The 20,101-nt window shown below is 71.7% G+C and carries 21 protein-coding genes and 1 pseudogene; 8 read left to right on the top strand and 14 right to left on the bottom strand.

Annotated elements, in window-relative coordinates; genetic code table 11:
• Nucleotide 1 precedes the first annotated feature (1 nt).
• The 6 genes from ACFYZA_RS22080 to ACFYZA_RS22055 all read right to left on the bottom strand — a co-directional run bounded on the left by ACFYZA_RS22080 (nt 2) and on the right by ACFYZA_RS22055 (nt 6,796).
• A complete protein-coding gene (locus ACFYZA_RS22080) occupies nt 2-343 on the bottom strand; it encodes a hypothetical protein (RefSeq protein WP_382583597.1) in 342 nt (113 codons plus the stop codon).
• Between the two features lie 133 nt (nt 344-476).
• Nucleotides 477-1,139, bottom strand: a complete 663-nt coding sequence (locus ACFYZA_RS22075; RefSeq protein WP_382583594.1) for a response regulator — start codon at nt 1,137-1,139, stop codon at nt 477-479.
• Nucleotides 1,136-2,452: a histidine kinase gene (locus ACFYZA_RS22070; protein WP_388492256.1), complete on the bottom strand. Its 1,317-nt coding sequence runs from the start codon at nt 2,450-2,452 to the stop codon at nt 1,136-1,138. Before ACFYZA_RS22070 ends, ACFYZA_RS22075 begins: the two co-directional genes overlap by 4 nt.
• Nucleotides 2,453-2,462: 10 nt before the next feature.
• A complete protein-coding gene (locus tag ACFYZA_RS22065) occupies nt 2,463-3,683 on the bottom strand; it encodes an acyltransferase (RefSeq protein ID WP_388492255.1) in 1,221 nt (406 codons plus the stop codon).
• Nucleotides 3,676-4,692: an alpha/beta hydrolase gene (locus ACFYZA_RS22060; protein ID WP_388492253.1), complete on the bottom strand. Its 1,017-nt coding sequence runs from the start codon at nt 4,690-4,692 to the stop codon at nt 3,676-3,678. Before ACFYZA_RS22060 ends, ACFYZA_RS22065 begins: the two co-directional genes overlap by 8 nt.
• A gap of 160 nt (nt 4,693-4,852) precedes the next feature.
• Nucleotides 4,853-6,796 carry an APC family permease gene (locus ACFYZA_RS22055; RefSeq protein ID WP_388492251.1) on the bottom strand — a complete coding sequence of 648 codons (1,944 nt, stop codon included), beginning with the start codon at nt 6,794-6,796 and terminating at the stop codon, nt 4,853-4,855.
• A gap of 170 nt (nt 6,797-6,966) precedes the next feature.
• Here ACFYZA_RS22055 and ACFYZA_RS22050 point away from each other — a divergent pair, with 170 nt between their 5' ends.
• Together ACFYZA_RS22050 and ACFYZA_RS22045 are read left to right on the top strand one after the other, a co-directional pair.
• On the top strand, nt 6,967-7,794 hold the full coding sequence (locus tag ACFYZA_RS22050; RefSeq protein ID WP_388492250.1) for a Scr1 family TA system antitoxin-like transcriptional regulator: 828 nt from the start codon (nt 6,967-6,969) through the stop codon (nt 7,792-7,794).
• Nucleotides 7,791-8,054, top strand: coding sequence for a DUF397 domain-containing protein (locus ACFYZA_RS22045; RefSeq protein WP_388492248.1), 264 nt, complete (start codon nt 7,791-7,793; stop codon nt 8,052-8,054). The genes ACFYZA_RS22050 and ACFYZA_RS22045 overlap by 4 nt, the downstream gene beginning before the upstream one ends.
• 79 nt (nt 8,055-8,133) lie before the next feature.
• Here the strand turns inward: ACFYZA_RS22045 and ACFYZA_RS22040 are convergent, their stop codons facing one another.
• Both ACFYZA_RS22040 and ACFYZA_RS22035 read right to left on the bottom strand, forming a co-directional pair.
• Nucleotides 8,134-8,610, bottom strand: coding sequence for a hypothetical protein (locus ACFYZA_RS22040; RefSeq protein ID WP_388492247.1), 477 nt, complete (start codon nt 8,608-8,610; stop codon nt 8,134-8,136).
• A gap of 149 nt (nt 8,611-8,759) precedes the next feature.
• The gene (locus ACFYZA_RS22035; RefSeq protein WP_388492245.1) at nt 8,760-9,206 is read right to left on the bottom strand and encodes an anthrone oxygenase family protein; all 447 of its coding nucleotides are present in this window, start codon (nt 9,204-9,206) and stop codon (nt 8,760-8,762) included.
• A 91-nt stretch (nt 9,207-9,297) separates the two neighbouring features.
• Between ACFYZA_RS22035 and ACFYZA_RS22030 the strand changes: the two genes are divergently transcribed.
• On the top strand, nt 9,298-9,879 hold the full coding sequence (locus ACFYZA_RS22030; RefSeq protein ID WP_382583571.1) for a TetR/AcrR family transcriptional regulator: 582 nt from the start codon (nt 9,298-9,300) through the stop codon (nt 9,877-9,879).
• A 75-nt stretch (nt 9,880-9,954) separates the two neighbouring features.
• On the opposite strand, the gene ACFYZA_RS22025 is transcribed toward ACFYZA_RS22030, so the two are convergent.
• Nucleotides 9,955-11,169 carry an alpha/beta hydrolase family protein gene (locus ACFYZA_RS22025; RefSeq protein ID WP_388492244.1) on the bottom strand — a complete coding sequence of 405 codons (1,215 nt, stop codon included), beginning with the start codon at nt 11,167-11,169 and terminating at the stop codon, nt 9,955-9,957.
• Nucleotides 11,170-11,260: 91 nt separating this feature from the next.
• Here ACFYZA_RS22025 and ACFYZA_RS22020 point away from each other — a divergent pair, with 91 nt between their 5' ends.
• On the top strand, nt 11,261-11,956 hold the full coding sequence (locus ACFYZA_RS22020) for a TetR/AcrR family transcriptional regulator (RefSeq protein ID WP_388492243.1): 696 nt from the start codon (nt 11,261-11,263) through the stop codon (nt 11,954-11,956).
• Nucleotides 11,957-12,008: 52 nt separating this feature from the next.
• Here the strand turns inward: ACFYZA_RS22020 and ACFYZA_RS22015 are convergent, their stop codons facing one another.
• Nucleotides 12,009-13,685: an MFS transporter gene (locus tag ACFYZA_RS22015; RefSeq protein WP_388492242.1), complete on the bottom strand. Its 1,677-nt coding sequence runs from the start codon at nt 13,683-13,685 to the stop codon at nt 12,009-12,011.
• 296 nt (nt 13,686-13,981) lie between these two features.
• On the opposite strand from ACFYZA_RS22015, the gene ACFYZA_RS22010 reads away from it, so the two are divergent.
• A complete protein-coding gene (locus ACFYZA_RS22010) occupies nt 13,982-14,362 on the top strand; it encodes an SH3 domain-containing protein (RefSeq protein ID WP_382583560.1) in 381 nt (126 codons plus the stop codon).
• A 147-nt stretch (nt 14,363-14,509) separates the two neighbouring features.
• Complete coding sequence (locus ACFYZA_RS22005; protein ID WP_382583557.1) at nt 14,510-15,220, top strand: DUF2690 domain-containing protein; 711 nt, start codon at nt 14,510-14,512, stop codon at nt 15,218-15,220.
• Here ACFYZA_RS22005 and ACFYZA_RS22000 read toward each other — a convergent pair.
• The 4 genes and pseudogenes from ACFYZA_RS22000 to ACFYZA_RS21985 form a co-directional block, all read right to left on the bottom strand.
• Complete coding sequence (locus tag ACFYZA_RS22000; RefSeq protein WP_388492239.1) at nt 15,217-15,882, bottom strand: transglycosylase SLT domain-containing protein; 666 nt, start codon at nt 15,880-15,882, stop codon at nt 15,217-15,219. The two genes, ACFYZA_RS22005 and ACFYZA_RS22000, sit on opposite strands and share 4 nt — an antisense overlap.
• A 4-nt stretch (nt 15,883-15,886) precedes the next feature.
• Nucleotides 15,887-15,994: pseudogene (locus ACFYZA_RS21995) on the bottom strand (DUF397 domain-containing protein); the annotation flags it as partial.
• Between the two features lie 177 nt (nt 15,995-16,171).
• The gene (gene trpS / locus ACFYZA_RS21990; protein WP_388492238.1) at nt 16,172-17,233 is read right to left on the bottom strand and encodes a tryptophan--tRNA ligase; all 1,062 of its coding nucleotides are present in this window, start codon (nt 17,231-17,233) and stop codon (nt 16,172-16,174) included.
• A gap of 250 nt (nt 17,234-17,483) precedes the next feature.
• Nucleotides 17,484-17,894, bottom strand: a complete 411-nt coding sequence (locus tag ACFYZA_RS21985; protein ID WP_382583548.1) for a hypothetical protein — start codon at nt 17,892-17,894, stop codon at nt 17,484-17,486.
• A gap of 168 nt (nt 17,895-18,062) precedes the next feature.
• Between ACFYZA_RS21985 and ACFYZA_RS21980 the strand changes: the two genes are divergently transcribed.
• Together ACFYZA_RS21980 and ACFYZA_RS21975 are read left to right on the top strand one after the other, a co-directional pair.
• The gene (locus tag ACFYZA_RS21980; protein ID WP_388492236.1) at nt 18,063-18,938 is read left to right on the top strand and encodes a hypothetical protein; all 876 of its coding nucleotides are present in this window, start codon (nt 18,063-18,065) and stop codon (nt 18,936-18,938) included.
• Between the two features lie 152 nt (nt 18,939-19,090).
• The gene (locus ACFYZA_RS21975) at nt 19,091-20,098 is read left to right on the top strand and encodes an endonuclease/exonuclease/phosphatase family protein (RefSeq protein ID WP_388492234.1); all 1,008 of its coding nucleotides are present in this window, start codon (nt 19,091-19,093) and stop codon (nt 20,096-20,098) included.
• Nucleotides 20,099-20,101: the final 3 nt, after the last annotated feature.

Raw genomic sequence — 20,101 nt, 5'->3', positions numbered from 1 at the left:
GCTACGGCCGGCGCTGCCAGACCGGTTCCTCGTCCCGGAGCCTGTCCCTCCGGCGTTCGACCCAGTCGAAGAACTCGTTCGGTTGCGCTTCGAACGCGGCTGACAGGAGCTGATAGAGGCGGACGGCGTCGGCGTCCATCTCGTACTCACATTCCGGGCACGCGCGCCAATCGCCGCGGGCCCTGGTGAGGTCAGCCGCACACCGGGGGCAGGCCGGGTCAACCGCGTCTACGCAGGCTGGGAAGTCCCGCAGGGGTAGCAGATCCACCAGCCGTCCTGTGTCGTCGTCATCAGCTGTCCGCAGTTCGTGCACTGCATCGGTCTTCCTCTCGATGGTCCGCATGGCGTACCACATGGGTGGCTACCCAGATAGGGGGACGGCCCATCCCGATCGCCCGAACGGCCGAGATCGACCTGGCGGATCCCCCCGTCCGCCGGTGCCGGAGCGCCGGGCGGACGGGCGGAGGACAGCGGGGTCAGGACGGAGTCACCAGACGGGACTCGTACGCGTACACCGCCGCCTGCGTACGGTCGCGCACCCCCAACTTCACCAGGATCCGGCCGACATGAGTCTTCACCGTCTGCTCGGCGAGCACCAGCGCGCCGGCTATCTCCGCGTTCGACAGTCCCTGCGCGATCAGCGCGAGGACCTCCGTCTCGCGCTCGGTCAGCGCTCCCACCCGCTCCTTCAGCGGGGCCTTCGGCGCCTGGCTCAGCCGGGAGAACTCGGCGATCAGGCGCTTGGTGACGTTCGGGGCGAGCAGCGCCTCGCCGGCCGCCACCACCCTTACCGCATGGGCGAGTTCATCGGCGGAGGCGTCCTTCAGGAGGAAGCCGGACGCCCCCGCGCGCAGCGCCTCGTACACGTACTCGTCGAGGTCGAAGGTGGTCAGCACCAGGACCTTGACGGCCGACCCGGCCACCTCGGTGATACGTCGCGTCGCCTCGATGCCGCCGAGCTCCGGCATGCGGATGTCCATCAGGACGACGTCGGGGGCGAGTTCGGCCGCCCGGGCCACTGCTTCGAGGCCGTTGACGGCCTGCCCGGTCACCTCGATGTCCGGCTCCGCGTTGAGCAGCACCGTGAATCCCTGACGGACCATCATCTGGTCGTCGGCTATCAGCACCCGGATCGTCACGGCCCGTCCTCCGGCTCCAGTGGCAGCGTCGCACTCACTTCGTACCCCCCGTCCGGCGTGGCGCCCGCGGCCAGCTCGCCGCCCAGCATCGCAGTACGCTCCCGCATCCCGAGCAGCCCGTGCCCGGCCCCGGGCGACGGGGCGACCGGGCGGCCCGGCGCGGTGTTGGTGACCCGCACCACGAGCCCGGCCCGGTGGTAGGCGATCAGTATCCGCACCGCCGCGCCCGGCGCGTGCCGCATCGCGTTGCTCAGCGCCTCCTGCACGATGCGGAAGGCGGACAGCTCCACCCCGGGCGAGAGCGCGCGCCGGGTGCCGAGGACGTCCGTGGTGACGGAGAGACCCGCGCCCCGGACGTTGGCGACCAGCTCGTCGAGCCGGTCGAGCGAGGGCTGCGGGGCGTGCCGCACGGCCTCCGCCGACGGGTCCTCCGAGCGCAGCACGCCCAGCACGCGGCGCAGCTCGGTCAGCGCCTCGACCGCGTTCTGCCGGATGCCCGCCAGGTTCTCGCGCAGCTCGTCGGAGGGGTTCTCCACCAGGTGCGGGGCGACCTGCGCCTGTATGGAGATCACCGACATGTGGTGGGCCACCACATCGTGCAGTTCTCGTGCGATGCGGCTGCGCTCCTCAAGGAGGGTGCGCCGGGCGCGTTCCTCGGCGGTGATCTCCTCCTGTGCGACGAGCTGCTTGCGGGCCACCCGCCGTCCGCGCAGCGCGGCGCCCACCACGACGGCGATCGCGAACAGCACGAGCGCGAGGCCGCCGCTCGGCGAGTTGTGCCGCTCCCCCGCGAGGGCCACGCACAGCATGCCCGCGCCGTAGCCGATCACGAATGTCTCGATCGCGACCCTCGGCCGGTGCGTGATCGCGACGAAGAAGAGGATCAGGGCGGAGATCCCGACCCCGACGCCGCTCCACGGATAGAGCACGGCCGGATCGGCCCGGCCCCCCGCCCACACCCCGGCGACGAGCGTGGCCGCCGTCGTCACCCACCACGCCGCCAGCGGCCGGTACAGGGCCGCGACCAGCGCCCCCGACTGCACCCCGGCGAGCGCCACCCCCGCCTGCACCCCCAGGTGGAACCGGTGGGCGTACTCGTCGGTGCCGCCCACCATCACGATCACGGCGCCGATCACCAGCGGCACGACGAGTGCCGGGCGCCACGCGAGCCAGCCCTCCGCCGCCCGCCCCCGCTCCGTCACCGGCTCCGGCACGGTCAGCAGATCCTGCCGCAGGGCGCGTGCCACCGCCCGCAGCCGGTCCCCCGCCAACTCCTGCACCCCGCGCCCGCTTTCGCCATCCCCCGTCTTCACGACGCTCACCCTAGGCACGCCCCATCTCCCTCGTCTCCCGCGTCCCGATCGGACGCCCCTGCCGCACCACGCGCGAGGTCCGGCGGCCCGGCTGTTCGTACGTGCGGAACGCGCGCCAACACAGCGTCAGCATCAGCGCGAACACCGGCAGCCAGCACAGCCGTGCCGGCACCCAGCCGCTGCCGTCGGGCACGGTGTGCAGTCCGGGCAACGCGCCTCCCGCGAGCAGCCCGAGGCAGGTGACCGCGATCATCGAGGTCTGGTGCCACAGGAAGATCGTCATCGCGGACAGGTTCACCAGGGCCACCGCCGCCCACAGCGCGGGCCTGCGCAGCACCCGGCGCAGCGGCCCGAGCAGCAGCAGAGCCGCGCCGCACTGGGCGAGCCCGAAGGTGACGGCGGCCAGCGTCGGCGGGTTCAGGTTGGAGATCGCCGCACCCGGCACCCCGACCATCGACGCGGGATAGCCCGCGAACCGTACGAGCAGGGCCGTGGCCCCGGCGCCGCCCACCAGCAGCACCCACCCCGTCGTGCGCGGCGAGGCGCCCGCACCGCGCCTGGCCCACAGCGCGCCCAGGCAGTACGGCACCAGCCAGCCCGCCGGCAGGTTCAGCCAGCCGGTCAGGGCGGCGCCGTCCTGACCGAAGCGGTACACGTCCACGTACAGGACGACCGCGAGCGGCCACAGCGGGTGCATCCGCGAGACGAGCGGGGTCGCCGCCGTCAGGGCCGCGAAGACCAGCAGGAACCACAGCGGGGACAGGACCAGTTTGATCAGGGTGTGCAGGGTGTCGAGGCCGACACCCGAGACGAGCAGACCCGCCGCCGCCACCAGCCACACCACGAGCACCGCCGCCACCGGCCGGAACAGCCTGCCGAGCCGGGCCCGCAGCCACTGCCCGTACGTCTCGCCCCGGGCGCGGGCGCCGGCGTAGCTCTTCGTGGCGACCTGCCCGCCCACCAGGAAGAACACGGCCAGGGTCTGGAACGCCCAGGATATGGGCGCCAGTTGGGGCTGGTACTGGAGCGGGCTCGCTCCGTGGACCGTGCCGCTGTCGACGACGAGTGCGGTGACCAGCCAGTGGCCGAGCACCACCCCGAGGATCGCGAGGGCGCGCAGCGCGTCCACGGCACGGTCCCGGTCGGGCGGGGTCGCCGCCTCGATGCGCCGGACGAGTTCACGCACACCCGTCGTACGTCTGCCGGTTTCACACATGCCGGTTTCACGCATGGCGGGCCTCCCCCGTCTGCTGTGGCGGCCGGCCGTTCACGATCCGGGCGAGGTTGCGCAGTGGTACGGACCCGGGCCGCAGGTAGTCGCTGTGGCCGCCGGGGCCCGCGTCGAAGAGGTGCGCCCCGAAGTGCCGCGATACCGGATCGGTGCCGAACCCGACGGTGCGGAAGGGGAGTTCGATGCTGATGTGCGGAACGTCGGCCACCCAGTCGTCGCCGCCCCGGCCCGCCCAGACGGTGGCGCCGGTGTGCAGCGCGGCGGCGGTGTCGAAGCCCGTACCGGGGCTGCCGAAGAGGACGATGTCGGACACCTCGGCCCCGGACGCCGCCCGCGCGCACACCACCGAGCCGTAGGAGTGGCAGAGGAGGGAGATGCGGGCGGCCGGTGCGGCGGACCTCAACGACGCTACGAATGAGGTGAGTTGGGCGGCTCCGGCGGCAGCGCGGCCCGAGGTGAGGACCTCGGGGCTGATCGTGGCCGGGGTCTCGTACCCCATCCAGGCGATGACGGCCGCGCGCGGGCCGAGCTGGTCCGCGAGGGCCCGGGCCCCGTCGCGCAGGCGCCCGTACAGGTCGAGGCTGGTGTCCGAGCCGGGGACGAGCACCGCGATCCGCTCGGCGTGCGCCAGGTCGCCGAAGACCTCGGCGGTACGGCCGCCGTCGCGCCCGTCGAAGGAGAGGAAGTGCCGGTCCGATGCGGCCATCGCCTCCAACGCCCGTGCCCTGCGCCGGTTTCCGTGGTCCTCGGCCATCTTCTCGGCGTCCAGGATGTTGCCCCGGTTGGCCGCGTACCGGGCGTCGAGCCCGGCGAGGGAGAGCGGGGCGAGCACCGCCGGGGCGGGCGCGGGCACCGCCTCCGGGCGGGCCGCGCCCGACAGCGGCACCGCGACCGAGGCGGCGACGAGGCCGGCGGTCAGGGTGCGCCGCAGCCGACCGGAGCGCGGGCGTGCGGGGCGCGGGGTTCTGCCGTCGGGATCCTGCTGTTCGTGCGGGCGGCGCGACGCCATGAGGAGGCCTTCCGTACCGAAGTGACCGGGGTGAAGCGGTGCTGTCGGTAAGGAAGTTATGAAGCGAGGTCCCTCGTCGGCGTCGCGCCGGGGAGCTCACTTGGCGGGTGGCTCCCCGGGGGTAGGGGTGGCTCTCAAGTACTACGGGACCGGCCGGGGCTCAGCGCTTGGCCGGCTGCTTCCGTTCGTCCTTCCCTCTCGCCGACTCCAGCCGGTACGGCACGTCGATCACGGTCACGCCGGGCATGAAGAGCAGCCGCGCCTTCAGGCGGAACGCGTTCTGGTTGTGCAGCGGCTGCTCCCACCAGTGGCCCACGATGTACTCGGGGATCACCACCGACACCATCGCGCTCGGATCCGCGTCCGCCGTCTCCTTCACATGGGCGAGGACCGGCCCGACGACCTCCCGGTACGGCGAGTTGATGATCGTCAGCGGTACGCCCAGGTCGTACGAGGCCCACTGCTCGCGCAGCCGGACCGCCTCCTCGTCGGCGGCCACCGTCAGCGCGGTCAGGGTGTCGGGCCGCAGCGCCTGCGCGAAACCGATCGCCTTCAGGGTCGGCGCGTGCACATTGGAGACCAGGACGAACGCGTGATGGCGCGAGGGCCTGCGCGGCTTGGCGTCCGGCTCGACGGCGACCTCCCGGGCCACCTGCTCGTAGTGGCGCCGCACGCCCTTCATCCCGAAGAACAGGATCGGCATCGCGATGATGACGAGCCACGCGCCGTGCGTGAACTTGGTGATCAGGACGATGACGAGGACGAGCCCGGTCAGGGTCGCGCCCACCGTGTTGATGGCGAGCGCGCGGTGGATGTGCCGCCGGTTCGCGCGGCCCTCGTCCGTCGCCAGCACCTTGCGCCAGTGCTTGACCATGCCGGCCTGCGAGAGCGTGAACGAGACGAAGACGCCGATGATGTACAGCTGGATCAGCCGCGTCAGCTGCGCGTCGAACGCCACGATCAGCGCGATCGCGGCGAGCGCGAGCAGGACGACGCCGTTGGAGTAGACGAGCCGGTCGCCCCGGTTGTAGAGCTGGCGCGGCGCGTACCGGTCCCGGGCCAGGATCGAGGCGAGCATCGGGAAGCCGTTGAACGCGGTGTTGGCGGCGAGGATCAGCACGCCCGCCGTGAACGCCTGCACCAGGTAGAAGAGCAGGTCGAAGTCGCCGAAGGAGGCCCGGGCGATCTGGGCGAGCGCGGTGGCGGTGGCGGTACCGGAGGGGAGCCCCAACTCCGTTGGATCGGCCGCCACATGGACCTTGTAGACCATGGCGAGGGTGGTGATCCCGGCGAACATCGTGACCGACAACAGGCCCATCGCTGCCAGGGTGTTGGCGGCGTTGCGGGCCTTCGGCTTCTGGAAGGCGGGCACGCCGTTGCTGATCGCCTCCACGCCCGTCAGGGCCGTACAGCCGGAGGCGAAGGCCCGCAGCGCGAGCAGCACGACGGCGATCCCGGCGTAGTTCCCGGCCGCGTGAATGGGCAGGTCGGCGGACTCGGCACGGATGGTGGCGCCGGTGGCGAGCCGCACGGCGGCGAACGCGAACATCAGATAGATGACGCACACGAAGCCGTACGTCGGGATCGCGAAGATCCGCCCGGACTCGCGGACCCCGCGCAGATTCATCAGGGTCAGGATCACCACGAAGCTCACGGACAGGGCGACTTCGTGCGTCGCGAGCGACGGGACCGCCGAGGTGATGGCGGCCACGCCCGACACGACGGACACGGCGACGGTCAGTACGTAGTCGACGAGCAGCGCGCTGGCCGCGGTGAGCGCGGCGGTCGGCCCGAGGTTCTCGGCACTGACGACGTAGGCGCCGCCGCCCCCCGGGTAGGCGTGGCAGGTCTGCCGGTAGGAGGCGATCACGACCACGAGCAGGAAGACGATGGCCGCGGCCGCGTACCAGGTGAGGTGCAGCAGGCTCGCCCCGCCGAGCGCGAGGATCAGCAGGATCTCCTCGGTGGCGTACGCGACGGACGAGAGCGGGTCGCTGCAGAAGATCGGCAGCGCGAGCCGCTTGGGCAGCAGCGTCTCACCCAGGCGGCTGGTGTCCAGCGGCCGCCCGACCAGCATCCGTTTGGCGGAACTCGAAACTCCCATAACCCAGGAAAGTAGCCGTAATGCCGCATATCTAATGGTTTGCCGCACCGGCTGACGCCATCCGGGTGATTTAACGTTCCGTATGCGCGACGTCACGTTACGCAGCTACGCTCGTGCGGGGGCCGCGTGTACCCCCGCAACGACGTTGACGTACAAGGGAGTTGCTGCCCGTGCGACCCAAAGACCTCAACCCCTGGGACTCACCCCGCGCGTTCTACGGCGCCGAACTGCGCGGCAAGCGGGAGGCCGCCGGGCTCTCCCAGGACGAGCTGGGCGCGCTCGTCTTCTGCTCGGGCGCGTACATCGGCCAGATGGAGAACGCGACCCGCCGCCCCCCGAAGGAAATGGCCAAGCTGCTGGACGCCGCGCTGCATACGGACGGGATCCTGACCCGGATGTGCGAGGCGATGGATCAGGCTTCGCAGCATGCGGAGTATTTCCAGCTCGCGGCCGAGCTGGAGTCCATGGCCTCCGCGATCTACCACTGGACGCCCATGGTGGTGCCGGGCCTCCTTCAGACTCCCGCGTACACCCGCGCCCTGACCCGTGCGGGCCGACCGTTCGCCTCCGAGGAGGACGTCGAGCGGAACGTCTCGACCCGAAGGGAACGGGCCAAGCTGCTCGAAGGCGATGCGGCGCCGGAGTTGTGGTGCATCCTGCACGAGTCTGCACTGCGGATTCCCGTGGGCGGCGCCGACGTCATGCACGAACAGTTGGGCCACATCTGCGAGTTGGCAGGAGCAGGCGCCGTGGCAGTTCAGGTCCTGCCGTTCTGCGCGGGGCCGCTGCCACTCATGCACGCGTCGGTCAAGGTGATGACGTTCACCGATGCGCCGCCGGTCGTCTACCTCGAAGCGGCCCATTCTGGCCAGCTGTTGGACACACCGGCCCTGGTCGGCAGCTACATCAAAGCCTACGATCTCGCCAGGGCCGTGGCATTGTCGCCAGACGCGTCCCTGGCCATGATCCAGGCGGCGATGGAGGACTTCGCAGCATGAACATACCGAGCTCTTTGGCCACTGCCCGCTGGCGGAAGTCGTCCTACAGCAATGCGGAGGGCGGCGACTGCGTCGAGGTAGCCGAAGGCGCATGGCGCAAGTCCTCGTACAGCAACGAAGAGGGCGGGGACTGCGTCGAGGTGGCGGACGGTTTCGGGGACGTCGTGCCCGTGCGGGACAGCAAGGTGGCGGCCGGGCCGGTTCTCGTCGTGGGGGCCGGGGCGTGGGCGCGGTTCGTGGGGGCCGTCAAGGCGTCCTGAGCCGGGCGGCGCACATGCGAGGGGCCCCGTGCCGCGGGTGCGGCTGGGGCCCTGTCGTCGTTCGCTCTCGGTGCCGGGGTCAGACGGTCTTGGCCTGCGCCGCCTGGGCGTGGCGGAGGGTGCGGAGGATGAGCCACTGGTCGCCCCAGGCCATCGCGGTGCCGATGACCGCCATGACGATGCCGAGGGTCAGCTGGCCGGCCGCGGCCCCGAGCGCGAGGCCGGCGACGCCGAGGCCGTAGCGGATGGCGAAGCGGACCACGAGCAGGCCGAGCGCGAGGAGGCGGGTGCGCTTGTTCTTCCACAGCGACTTCATGTACCGGATGCGGGCCTTCAGGACCGTGAAGGCGAGCACGATCTGGACGATCGCCACGACCGGGATCAGCGCGTACAGGACCGGGTAGGCCCGGGCGATGTCGAAGATCCCCGCGAAGAGGCCGACGAGCGGGAAGTACCAGTTCGGCAGACCCTTCAGGACCGAACCCCCGTCACCCGCAACGCCGTTGACCTCCGCGTTGACCTGGACCGGCATCTCCATCGCGACCGTGGCGCTCATGGCGTTCCCCTCACCTTTTCCCCGTGCCCGCCGGCCCCTTGCCGACATCACTGATACTCCCGCCCGGGGCAGGGGCGGCGGCAGAGTGAAGAATCCCGACTCCCGCAGGACAAATGTCCTGGGCGGATCGCGGCGTGCGAGCCGTGCGTTCAGACGAGGGCGGTGACGAGGAGGGCGAAGGCGGCGACGATGACGGCGACGCGGACGTAGTGGTAGCGGTCCCAGCGCTTCATCTGGTCCTTCCAGTCGGCGGGCCGGTTCTCGGCGGTCCACGTCTTGCCCCGGTTGTTGATCGGGACGAGCAGCAGCAGCGACATGATCACGCTGGAGATCAGCAGTGCGGCGGCGATGACGACGAGGACGACTCCGTCGTGGTGCCATCCGGCGACGGCCCATATCGCGGCGAGGACGAGTGAGCCGATGTACCAGAAGGGCATCACGGCCCCGAGCATCCGGCCGCCGTGGGAGCGGGCACGCTGATTGCTGTCGTCGGGGAGGCCGTTGAAGATCGGGTTCATGACGAAGGCGACGGAGAACTCCACCCCCACCATCAGGCCGACGAGCACGGTGGTGATGACCTCAAGTGCGGCGAGCATGATGACCCTCCCGGGTTTCTAGCGCTGCTAGGCGATGAGGCAACGCTAGACCTACTGCCGCTCGATTGTCTAGCGGTGCTAGGATCGAATCATGTCGGTACAGGAACGCAAGGAACGCGAACGGGCGGACCGCGAGCGCCTCATCGTGGCGACGGCCCGCGAACTCGCCGAGCACCAAGGCTGGGACGCGGTGACCACCCGCCGCCTTGCCGAGCGCATCGAGTACAGCCAGCCCGTCCTCTACAGCCACTTCCGCGGCAAGCGCGAGATCATCGGCGCCGTCGCCCTCCAGGGCGCGAGCGAGCTGGCGGCGGCGGTGCGGGCGGCGACCGCCGGCGCCGAGGGTCCGCGCGCCCGGGTCGCCGCCCTCGCCCGGGCCTACCTCGACTTCGCCACGCGCAATCCGGCGGTCTACGACGCCGTCTTCCAGCTCGACGGCGGCCTCCCCTACGCCCGGGAGGACACCCCCGAACCACTCAAGGACGCCTTCGCCGCGCTGCTCGAAACGCTCGGCGAGGTCGCCGGGGACGGAGTCGAGCCGGGCCTTTTCACCGAGACGTTCTGGGCGTCCCTGCACGGCCTGGCGACCCTGACCCGGGCCGGGCGGCTCCCCCCGGAGCACACCGAGCAGCGGGTGGAGCTGCTGGTGAACCGGCTCCCCGCCGCCAACTGAAAGCGCCCCGCCCACAGGCCAACTGCGGCCTGGGGACAGGGCGTTGACGTACACCTGCACACACCTGACGGTATGTCAGCTCTTGAGCGTGTCGTCGAGCCAGTTGAGGATGCGGGCCATGGCCAGGCGCTCGGCGCCGGTGTGGCAGTGGGCGCCGGCACCTTCCGCGACGGTGAAGCGCATGAGGGTCCTGGGGCAGGTCAGGTGGTCGTAGAGCTGCTGCGGCTGGCCGTCGAAGAACAGGTCGTCCTCGGCCTCGCAGACCAGCGTCGGACAGGTGATCTTCTCGGCCACGCCGTCGGCGAGGCTGTAGTCGAGGTAGGAGGCCAGGAACTGGCGCGGGGTCGAGACGTCCATGACGTACGAGCCGTGCGTGATCGCCCAGCGCATCGTCGAGTTCGTCTTCATCAGGGCCTCGATCGAGGCATCGATCTCGGGGGCGTGCTCGGCCCGCAGCAGCGCCTCGGCCTCGGGGCGCGGCATCGGCATGTTCCGGGTGGCGAGATCGCCGAGGTCGTAGACGCCGTCGACCGCGATGACGGCGGCGAGGCGGTGCTCGAAGGCGGCGGCGCGGGGGGCGAGCAGGCCGCCCATGCTCAGGCCGAGCAGGCTGATGCGCTCGGGGTCGACCTCGGGGCGGGTGTCGATCAGCCAGTCGAGGACCGGGGTGATCACGCTCTCCCAGTTGGGGCGGAAGGGGAGCCCGTCGCGGAAGCGGGCGGCGGGCTGGCCGGGGCCGTCGAAGGTCAGGACGTGGTAGCCGCGCTCCACACCGGCCGCGCCGCCGAAGAAGTGCATCTCCTCGGCCGTGCCGTCGAATCCGTTGTGCATGACGATCGTCGGCGCGGGCCCCTCGACCGGGGCGCGGTAGAAGTAGCCCCGCAGCACCGTGCCCTCGAACGGGATCTCCACCGGCTCGATCCGGGGCTCGAAGAGGCGGGCGGCGGCGTGGAAGGCGGCGACGGCGCGCTCGTAGGAGGCGGCGATGCGCGGGTCGTCGGGGTTGCCGTGGAGGAAGAACTCGGCCGAGCGGAAGTAGTTGTTCGCCCGCAGGAACCCGTCCCGCGCCGAGACGTCGTGACCCCCGGCGAGCGCGGCCCGCGCTTCGGCCTCGGTGCGCTCGGCGGTGGCCATCCACTGCTCGTACCAGCCGTCGTAGTCCCCTGCGGTGATCTTCTCGGCGGTCGCGACGACCTCGCCGAAGTCGGCGCCGCCGTACGCGGCGTGGCCCAGCGCGCGCAGGGTCTCGTACCAGAACTGCGGGTCGTCCTCGAACAGCATCGGCTTCATGACCGTCTCCCTTAACGCAGTTTTTCCTTGCGTTAAGAACGTAGCGCGACCGAGAGCACTAACGCAAGTGCACTTGCGTTAGCCTTTCGATGTGACCGAAGAACAACGCGACACCACCGACGACCACGAGCCGGGCCGGGGAAACCGGGCGGAGCCGGAGAGCGGGCCGCGCCGGCGCACCGGCGGCCGGAGCGCGCGTGTGCGGGAGGCCGTCCTCAAGGCGACGGCGGAACTCATCGCCGAGCAGGGCCACGAGCGCATCCCCATCGCCGAGATCGCCGAACGCTCCGGCGTCCACCAGACGTCCATCTACCGGCGCTGGCGCACCACCAACGCCATCGTGCTCGACCTCTCGCAGGAGCGGCTGACCTCCCTGTGGGCCGTTCCCGACACCGGCAGTCTGCGCGGGGACCTCCTCGCCTACGCGCGGCGGGCGGCCGCCTCGATGGCGGAGCCGGACGGGGCCGTGCTCCTGCGCGCGCTCATCGCCGGGGCCGCCGAGGAGGCGGGGACCGGGGCCGATGCGGGGGCCGATGCCGAGAGCGTGGCCGCCTACGTCGACGCGGGGAACATCCCCGCCACACACCCCCTCGCCGAACGCGGCCGGGACCTCCTGGACATGCTCGACCGGGCGGCCTCCCGCGGCGAACCCCGGCTGCGCCTCTTCGACGTCCTGGACGGGATCCTCGCGCCCATCTATCTGCGCACCCTCTTCCGCATCCCGGGCACAGACGACGCCTACCTCGGCTCCCTGGTCGACAAGTGCCTTGCGCACGCGGACAGTTGAGGAAACCGAGGACGACGACTCACTACACCGCCGGGCCGTTCGGGCGGGCGGGTCACATGTGGACGGGCCCTTCCGCCGTGCCCACCGCCGGCCTCGGCGGACCCTTGCGGTAGAGCACCACGGACACCAGCAGGCCGAGGGCGAAGAAGGCCGCCGACCACCAGTACGCCGTCGAGTAGCTGTGGAGCTGGGCCTGGACCCTTGCCGCCGGGGTGGGCTGACGGCCGACCAGGTAGCTCGTGGCGGCGCTCGTCGCGAGGGTGTTCAGGAGGGCCGTGCCGATCGAACCGCCCACCTGCTGGCTGGTGTTGACCATCGCCGAGGCGACGCCCGCGTCGTGGGCGGCCACGCCCGCCGTGGCCATGCTCATCGCGGGAGCGAAGATCAGGCCCATGCCTACGCCCATCACCAGCAGCGGGGGCAGGACGTGCCCCGCGTAGCCGCTGGTCGCGTCCAGGGCGGTCATCCAGGCGAGCCCGGCCGCGCCGAGGCCCATGCCCAGCGGCACGATCGGCTTCGCGCCCAGTCTGGGGACGAGCTTGTTCTGGGCGACGACCGAGCTCACGATCATCGCGAACACCATCGGCAGGAAGGCCAGCCCGGTCTTGACCGGGGTGTAGCCGAGGATCTGCTGGAGGTAGTACGTCAGGAACAGGAACACGCCGAACATGCCCGCGCCCGAGATGAACATGGCCAGGTAGGACGCGGCCCGGTCCCGGTCCAGGACGACGCGCAGGGGGAGCAGGGGGTGCTTCGCCCGCGTCTGCCACCAGGCGAAGGCGGCAAGCAGTACACCGCCGACCGCGAGGAAGCCCCACGTCTGCACCGAGCCCCACGCGTGCGTCTCGGCGTTGGAGAACCCGTACACGATGCAGAACAGTCCGGCCGAGACCAGCACCGTGCCCGGGATGTCGAGCTTGGGGCGGTCCAGCGGGGCGCCCGGGTGCAGCAGCCGCAGCGCGCCGAGGAAGGCGAGGGCGGCGAAGAGCAGGTTGACGTACAGGCACCAGCGCCAGTCCAGGTACTCGGTGAGGACGCCGCCGAGCAGCAGTCCCACCGCGCCGCCCGTTCCGGCGACCGCGCCGTAGATGCCGAACGCCTTGGCGCGTTCCTTCGGGTCCGTGAACGTCGTGGTCAGCAGGGACAGCGCGGCCGGCGCGAGCAGCGCGCCGAACACGCCCTGGAGCGCGCGGGCGGTGACGAGCACCTCGAAGTTGGGCGCGGCACCGCCGATCGCCGAGGCGAGCGCGAAGCCGACGAGTCCGACGAGGAAGACGACCTTGCGCCCGACGAGGTCGGCGATGCGGCCGCCGAGCAGCAGCAGCGAGCCGAAGGCGAGGGCGTACGCCGTGACGATCCACTGGCGGTTGCCGTCGGAGAAGCCGAGGTCCTGCTGGGCGGAGGGCAGCGCGATGTTCACGATGGTCGCGTCCAGGACGACCATCAGCTGGGCGAGCGCGATCACGCCGAGCACGAGCCAGCGGTGTTCGTGCCTGGCCCCGGTGTGCGGGGCCTGGGGCGGCGGCACGCCGTCGCCCGCGTACGCGACGCCTGGCGGCGGGGCGCCGGCCGTCGACGGGTGTGCGCCGGATCCCGTGTGCTCGGCGTGCTCGGCGTGCTCGGCGTGCTCGGCGTGCTCGGCGGCGGAAGCGGCCGACAGCCGCTCGGACGCGCTCGCTATCCGCTCGGCGCGTCCGACCTCGACAGAGTCCTTGGTGTGACGGCCCATGTGCCGGTCTCCTCGGTGATCTCCCGTTGGTGACCCGATCCCCCGGTTCCCCCGGGTGACCGCGCCTCCCGTGATCGCCCCTCACTCACGCTAAGTGAGGCCCAGGTCTTCCGCCACGCGAGTGAACGGGCGCGGACGCGAGCGGCACCGCGCGGCTCCAGTGGCGGCCCGGGCCCCAGGGGCCCGTCCCCATTCGTCCCAGGCACGGCTGGGACGAATGTCCGCGTCGCGCTCCGGACACGATTGCTGACACAGGGTCACTTACTCGGGGACCCCGCACCTTGGAGAAGACACACATGAACCGAAGCACCGTGCGCAACGCCGTCGTCGCCGCCACCGCCCTGCTCGCCCTGTTCCCGGCCGCCGCGATGGCCGCGACCCCCACTGCCGCACCGGCACAGACGACCGTCGCCACCGCCTACCACCACAAGATTCACGCGCAGGGTGTGGTGGTCACCGGGAACGGGCGCGCCCTGCACGTCCGTACCGGTGCCGGCACCACATACCGGACCACCGGGACCCTGCGCTCGGGCCGACAGGTGTCGCTGGTCTGCAAGAGGAACGGGACCTCGGTGCACGGCAACCGGGTCTGGTACCGCCTGGCCGGACACCACGGCCGCTATGTGTCCGCGCACTATGTACGGGTCGCGGCCGGGTCCTCCGTCCCGTGGTGCTGACCGTAGGCAGGGGAGGGACCGGGACCGACACCGGTCACTGAATCCACAACTTCGCCCGTTCGCCCCGGGGGCCGGAGCTTGGCTCCGGCCCCACTGGGGTACAGATGGCCCCTGAACGGGACTTTGTGGACTTTTGGGAGGGACCGCGTGGCCCAGTGGCGACCACTGCCCGACTCGACCCGGCCCGAACTCCGGCTCCTGATCGAGGAGTTGAGGCACCTCAAACAGACCTCGGGCCTGAGCCTGGCCGGGCTCGCCGCCCGCACGGCGTACAGCAAATCGGCCTGGCACCGCTATCTCAACGGGGACAACCTCCCGCCGCGCGACGCGGTCGACGCCTTCGGCACCCTGGGCGGCGCCGAGCACCACGCCCGTCTCCTGGAACTCTGGGACCGCGCGACCCGGCCCCCGGCCCCGCCGCCACCCCGCCCCGAGGCCGCCCCCGCTCCGGCCGCGGCCCCGCGGCCCCGCCGTACGCACCACCGGACGGTGACCGTCGCCGCAGCGCTCGCCCTCGTGGGCGGCGCCGCCTGGGCCGCGATCCCGCACCTGCGCGAGACGGCCCCGGCCGCGCCCGCGCCGTCCGCCTGCCAGGGCGCGAGCTGCCAGGGCGACGACCCGGCCCGCACCTCCTGCCGCACCGACGCCCGCACCCAGAGCGCCCTGAAGACGGCCTCGTACGCGGTGAAGCTCCGGTTCAGCCCGTCCTGCGACACCATCTGGTCGGAGGTGCGCAACAGCTCGACCGGCGCCCGCACCGAGAGCCCGATGCTGGTGGCCTCCGACCCCCGTCAGGCCGAGGCGTGCGCGGAGGTCAACCACAAGATGCTGTGCACGGGCGGCGTGCCGCCGGGCTAGCCCGCGACGGCCGTCCCGGCCTTCTTCCAGTTGTCCCGCAGCCGCGTCAGGTAGTCCGACGCCTGGCTCCCCGGCTTCACGCCCCGCGCGAACGCCGCCATGTTGCCGCCGCCCGCGTTGTATCCGAGCGCCATCAGCTCGTCGCGCGAGAGCGAACCGGTCACGTGCGAGGGGAGCTGCGCGGACATGTCGTGCAGGTACCAGGCCGCCGCCTCGACCGCGAGCGCGCGGTCGTCGGGCAGCTCCTCCCACTTGCGCGCCGAGAAGTCCCGGCCCCGCTTGGTCTGGTCGAACGCGGCCCGGTGCATGTTCGCGATGCCGAACGCGGCGTCCGGCTTGTACTTCTGCCAGCTCCGCTCGAAGGCCGGGTCGTGCGGCTTGTAGTCCTCGTTGTAGAGGATCGCCATCACCAACTGGGCGCTGACACCCGCCCGTTGGGCGTACTTGCGCACCTGGGGCGCGTAGGCGGCCGGATCGTACGTGCCGCTCGGCGTCGACGGACCGGCCGACGGCTCGGCGGAGGACGAGGCTGAAGGTGCGGGCGTACGCGCCGGGCTCCCCGTGTCCGATCCGCCGCGTACGCATCCCCACGCGGCCAGCGCGACCACCGGCAGCACCAGCCACCGGGCCCGCCCGCCACGCCTCCGCTCAGCCTTCACCATGCGGTCAGCTAAACACGCCTTGCTCGGCCGCCGCCACGAAGGCCGCGAACGCGGCGGGGGCGGCGGTGAGGTGGGCCCCCTCCGGGTCCTTGGAGTCCCGGACCGCCATCCGAGTCCCGCAGGCCGTTTCGCGCGGTTCCCCGCGCCCCTGTCAGTACCGGTGCTGGGGCACCTACAGCCCGTCATGGGGGTCCCCCCTGGCCCTTAAGGCCTTGGGGGAGTTTGAGGACGAGCGCCCTTAAGGCGCGACCGGGGGTGCAGGGGGCGGAGCCCCTTGCGGGGGGCGGGGTCAGGGGGTCATGCCCATGGCCCGGCGGACCTCCGCCAGGGTTTGGTCGGCTACCGCGTTCGCGCGAGCGATCCCCTCGCGGAGCAGCCCCCGTACGTAGGACATGTCCCCCGCATACTCCGCACGCCGAGCCCGCATCGGCGCGAAGTGCGCGTTGACCGCCTCCGTCGCCGCCGCCTTCAGCCCCGCCGCCCCACCGTCCCCCACCGACTCCGCCACCTCGTGGGGAGACCGCCCCTGGCACAGCGCGGTGAGCAGCACCAGGTTGCTCACCTCCGGCCGGCCCTCGGGGTCGTACGAGATCCGCCGGACCGCGTCCGTCCTCGCCCCCCGGATCAGCCGGGCCGTCTCGTCCGAACTCGCCCGCAGCGCAATGGAGTTGCCCCGGCTCTTGCTCATCTTCGTGCCGTCCGTACCGAGCAGCAGCGGCGCCTCGGACAGCAGCGTGCGCGGCTCCGGGAAGACCGGACCGTACCGCTCGTTGAAGCGGCGCGCGATCGTACGGGTCAGCTCCAGGTGTGGCTCCTGGTCCTTGCCGACCGGCACCAGGTTCGCCTTGCAGAACAGGATGTCGGCGGCCTGGTGGGCGGGGTAGGTGAACATCAGGCCCGAGACGGCGGCCTGCCGGGAGTGGGCGATCTCGTCCTTCACCGTGGGGTTGCGGCCGAGCTCGGCGACCGAGACCAGGCTCAGGAAGGGCAGGAGGAGCTGGTTGAGCGCCGGGACGGCACTGTGCGTGAAGATCGTCGCCCGGTCCGGGTCGACGCCCGCCGCCAGGTAGTCCAGGACCAGGCCCTCCACGTGTTCGGAGAGCCGTTCCGCCACGTCCCGGTCGGTCAGCACCTGGTAGTCCGGGATGACCAGGAACAGGTCCGTGCCCTCGTTCTGGAGGCGGACCCGGTTCTGGAGCGTGCCGAAGTAGTGGCCGAGGTGCAGCGGGCCGGTGGGCCGGTCACCGGTCAGGACTCGGTCCTTGACCGTGGCCACGCCCGTCGTAGTCGTGGCCGTGGCGCTCGTCGTAGTCGTGGTCATGCTCGTCGTGGTCATGCTCGTCGTGGTCATCGTGGCTCCTTGCCAGGCAGTGGGTGGCGGGCGGGCCTGGACGGCGGTGGCCACTGCGGGATCCCGGCGAGGGCAACGAAAAGGGCCGTCCAGTGATGAACGGCCCGGTGACGATGTCGCGCGTGTGTGTCGTGGCCGCTCCTAGGAGGAGCGCCACCAGCAGAGGTGAGAGCGGTGCTGCGATGCGGACGACATGGGTTCACTGTAGCCCGGCCATGGGGCCGGAGCCCAGGGCCCAACGGCCCACCGGTCAGTTCTCGTGTGTGTAGAACACATAGAACGCCGTCAGCAACATCCCCGCCCCGAACGCCGCCCCGATCCCGGCCGACCGCAGCACGCTGTGGTCGGACAGGCTGTACAGGAACCCCATCGCGCAGCCGAACAGCGCCCCGTACGCCGCCGCCCGGATCTCGCGGGGCAGGGCGGACTGGATGCGCAGGAGGCCGAGGCCCAGGGCGATCAGGAGACCGCCCGCGACGACGCCCAGGATCACCTGCCCCCAGGTGATCACGCCGTTGCCGCCGTTGCGCTGGATGCCGGCGGCCCAGATTCCGTACGCCACTCCCAGGACGACGGGGACCGCGACGGCGGCCCTGCTCGGGTGGTGAGCCGTGGGCCGGCTCCTCACGGGTGCCGAAGCGTGTGAAGCGTGTGCGGCCATGGCGGCACTCCTTCCGCTTGCCCGGAACACGTACCGGGGCACATGCCGGAACACGTACCGGGACACCTGCCGGGAGCCGTACCGGGGCCCGTCCGGGCACCCTGTGTGCCTCCCCCATACAGCCCACACCCGCGCGCGCCGACCGGCAACCCGGGATTACGTGGACGGGTGCGCAGCTTCCTGTCGGTGGTGCTGACCGTGCTCGCGGCCGTGCTCGTCCCGCTCGGCGCGATCGCCGCCTGGGCGAAGACGGAGATCGGCGACAGCGGCCGGTACGTCGCCGCCATGGCCCCGCTCGCGCGCGACCAGGCCGTGCGCGGCGAGGTGACCGCCAAGGCCACCGACGCGATCATGAAGAACATCGACGTGGGCCCGCTCCAGGACTCCGTGGCCGCGCTGATCGGCGGGGCGGTGCGGTCCTTCACCACCACCCCCGCCTTCCAGGGCGTGTGGAACACCGCCAACCGGGCCGCGCACGCGAGCGTCGTGGCCGCCCTCACGAAGAACGGCGGCGGCAATGACGTACGCATCGACCTGGCCCCCGCGATCGAGCAGATCAAGCGGCAACTGGTGGCACAGGGCGTGCCGTTCGCGAACAGGATTCCCGTGGAACACACCGACCTGACCGTCGTCGAGTCGACGAAACTGGGCCCGGTCCGCACCGTCTTCCGATGGCTCCAACGCATCGGGATCTGGGGTGCGGTCGGCGCTCTGGTGGCGGCGGCCGGCGCGGTGCTCGTGGCGGTACGCCGTCGGCGCGCGCTCATCGGGGTGGGGATCGGGCTCGCGGTCGGCGCGGCGGTGCTGCGGGCGCTCGTCGCCGTCGGCAGGTCGCGCACGCTCGGCGGGCTGCCCGCGGACTCGGACCCGTCGGCGGCGGGGGCGGTCTACGACGCGCTGACCGACTTCCTCAGCACCGCGGCGTGGGCCGTCCTCGCGTTCGGGCTCGCGCTCGCGCTCGGGGCCTGGCTCACCGGCCGGCCGTGGCGGCGAGGGCGGCCGGCCGCCGAAGGGCCGCGTCCAGGACCGGCACCGGCGGAGTAGCCGGTCCGCTCCTGACCGGGCCCTGCGCGGCCCGCTTTCCCGGGCGGCGGCACGGGCAAAGGCTTGAGCAACCGTGCCGGGCGGGGGCCCGTCCTTGAGGGAGGATGCGAGCTCTGTGACCAGCTAGCGGGAGGCGGGCCGCCGTGGACACCATGGGTACCGGAACCATGCAGTACCGGGACCGGGTGGTGGGCGTCCGGCGCCGGCACCCCTGGCGAGTGGTGTCCGCACTGGCCGGGGCCCTGCTCCTGGCCGGGGTCAGTGTGGTGGTCGGCTGCCGGGCCGCCGATTCTGACGGGGTCACCCCGGTCCCGCAGGCCCTCGCCTTCCTGCCGTGGCTGCTCGTGCCGGGCGGCGCCGGGCTCGCGCTCGCCGTGCTCGGGCGGTGGCGCACCGGCATGGTGTGGGGGGTCGCGGTCCTCGCGGTCACCGGCTGGTACACCCAGCCCTACGGCGCGGACTCGACGCGGCCGAAGGGTGCGATCCTCGCCGAGTTCCAAGTCCTCACGTCCAACACCGAGTTCGGGTGGGCGACGGACGATCTGATCGCCACGGTCAAGCGTGAGCGGCCCGACCTCGTGTTCGTCCAGGAGTGCAGCTTCCGCTGTGCCGACGCGCTCGCCGCCGACGTGCCGAAGGCCGACTACCCGTACCGGGACGTCGTGCGTGAGGACGGCTCGGCGGGCTCCGCGATCCTCAGCCGCTTCCCGCTCAGGGCGGTCGAGCCCATCGAGTCGGTGATGGCCATGCCGGGTGCGGTGGTCACCATCGGCGGCCGGGACGTACGGATCCAGCTCGCGCACCCGTCGCCTCCGCTGCCCGGCGACGACGCCAAATGGCATCAAGAGCTGGGCAGGGTAAGGGAGTTCGCGAAGTCGGCGAAGGGCGGCCCGGTCCTCGTCGCCGGCGATTTCAACGCCACCCAGGACCACGCGCTGTTCCGTTCGGTGCTCGAAGGCGGCGCCCTGCACGACAGCGCCCGCCTCGCGGGCCAGGCCGGTGCCTGGTCCTGGCCGGCCGACCGCAGCACGCCGTTTCGCACCCAGATCGACCACGTCCTGGTGAGCGGCGACTTCAAGGCGACGTCCGCCCGCTTCCTGAAACTGCGCGGCACGGACCACCGCGCGCTGCTCGTCGGCCTGAGCCTCTACGGCGGCTAGGTC

It is taken from the genome of Streptomyces sp. NPDC001828 (assembly GCF_042892175.1).
GTDB lineage: Bacteria > Actinomycetota > Actinomycetes > Streptomycetales > Streptomycetaceae > Streptomyces.
The sequence above is the reverse complement of the archived record's forward strand: the minus strand, read 5'-3'. Positions and strand labels throughout refer to the sequence as shown.

Coding starts and splice junctions, on each gene's coding strand:
- ACFYZA_RS22080 (WP_382583597.1), bottom strand. CDS start 343: ATGCGGACCATCGAGAGGAAGACCGATGCAGTGCACGAACTGCGGACA.
- ACFYZA_RS22065 (WP_388492255.1), bottom strand. CDS start 3,683: ATGCGTGAAACCGGCATGTGTGAAACCGGCAGACGTACGACGGGTGTG.
- ACFYZA_RS22060 (WP_388492253.1), bottom strand. CDS start 4,692: ATGGCGTCGCGCCGCCCGCACGAACAGCAGGATCCCGACGGCAGAACC.
- ACFYZA_RS22055 (WP_388492251.1), bottom strand. CDS start 6,796: ATGGGAGTTTCGAGTTCCGCCAAACGGATGCTGGTCGGGCGGCCGCTG.
- ACFYZA_RS22045 (WP_388492248.1), top strand. CDS start 7,791: ATGAACATACCGAGCTCTTTGGCCACTGCCCGCTGGCGGAAGTCGTCC.
- ACFYZA_RS22040 (WP_388492247.1), bottom strand. CDS start 8,610: ATGAGCGCCACGGTCGCGATGGAGATGCCGGTCCAGGTCAACGCGGAG.
- ACFYZA_RS22035 (WP_388492245.1), bottom strand. CDS start 9,206: ATGCTCGCCGCACTTGAGGTCATCACCACCGTGCTCGTCGGCCTGATG.
- ACFYZA_RS22030 (WP_382583571.1), top strand. CDS start 9,298: ATGTCGGTACAGGAACGCAAGGAACGCGAACGGGCGGACCGCGAGCGC.
- ACFYZA_RS22025 (WP_388492244.1), bottom strand. CDS start 11,169: ATGAAGCCGATGCTGTTCGAGGACGACCCGCAGTTCTGGTACGAGACC.
- ACFYZA_RS22015 (WP_388492242.1), bottom strand. CDS start 13,685: ATGGGCCGTCACACCAAGGACTCTGTCGAGGTCGGACGCGCCGAGCGG.
- ACFYZA_RS22010 (WP_382583560.1), top strand. CDS start 13,982: ATGAACCGAAGCACCGTGCGCAACGCCGTCGTCGCCGCCACCGCCCTG.
- ACFYZA_RS22000 (WP_388492239.1), bottom strand. CDS start 15,882: ATGGTGAAGGCTGAGCGGAGGCGTGGCGGGCGGGCCCGGTGGCTGGTG.
- trpS (WP_388492238.1), bottom strand. CDS start 17,233: ATGACCACGACGAGCATGACCACGACGAGCATGACCACGACTACGACG.
- ACFYZA_RS21985 (WP_382583548.1), bottom strand. CDS start 17,894: ATGGCCGCACACGCTTCACACGCTTCGGCACCCGTGAGGAGCCGGCCC.
- ACFYZA_RS21975 (WP_388492234.1), top strand. CDS start 19,091: ATGGGTACCGGAACCATGCAGTACCGGGACCGGGTGGTGGGCGTCCGG.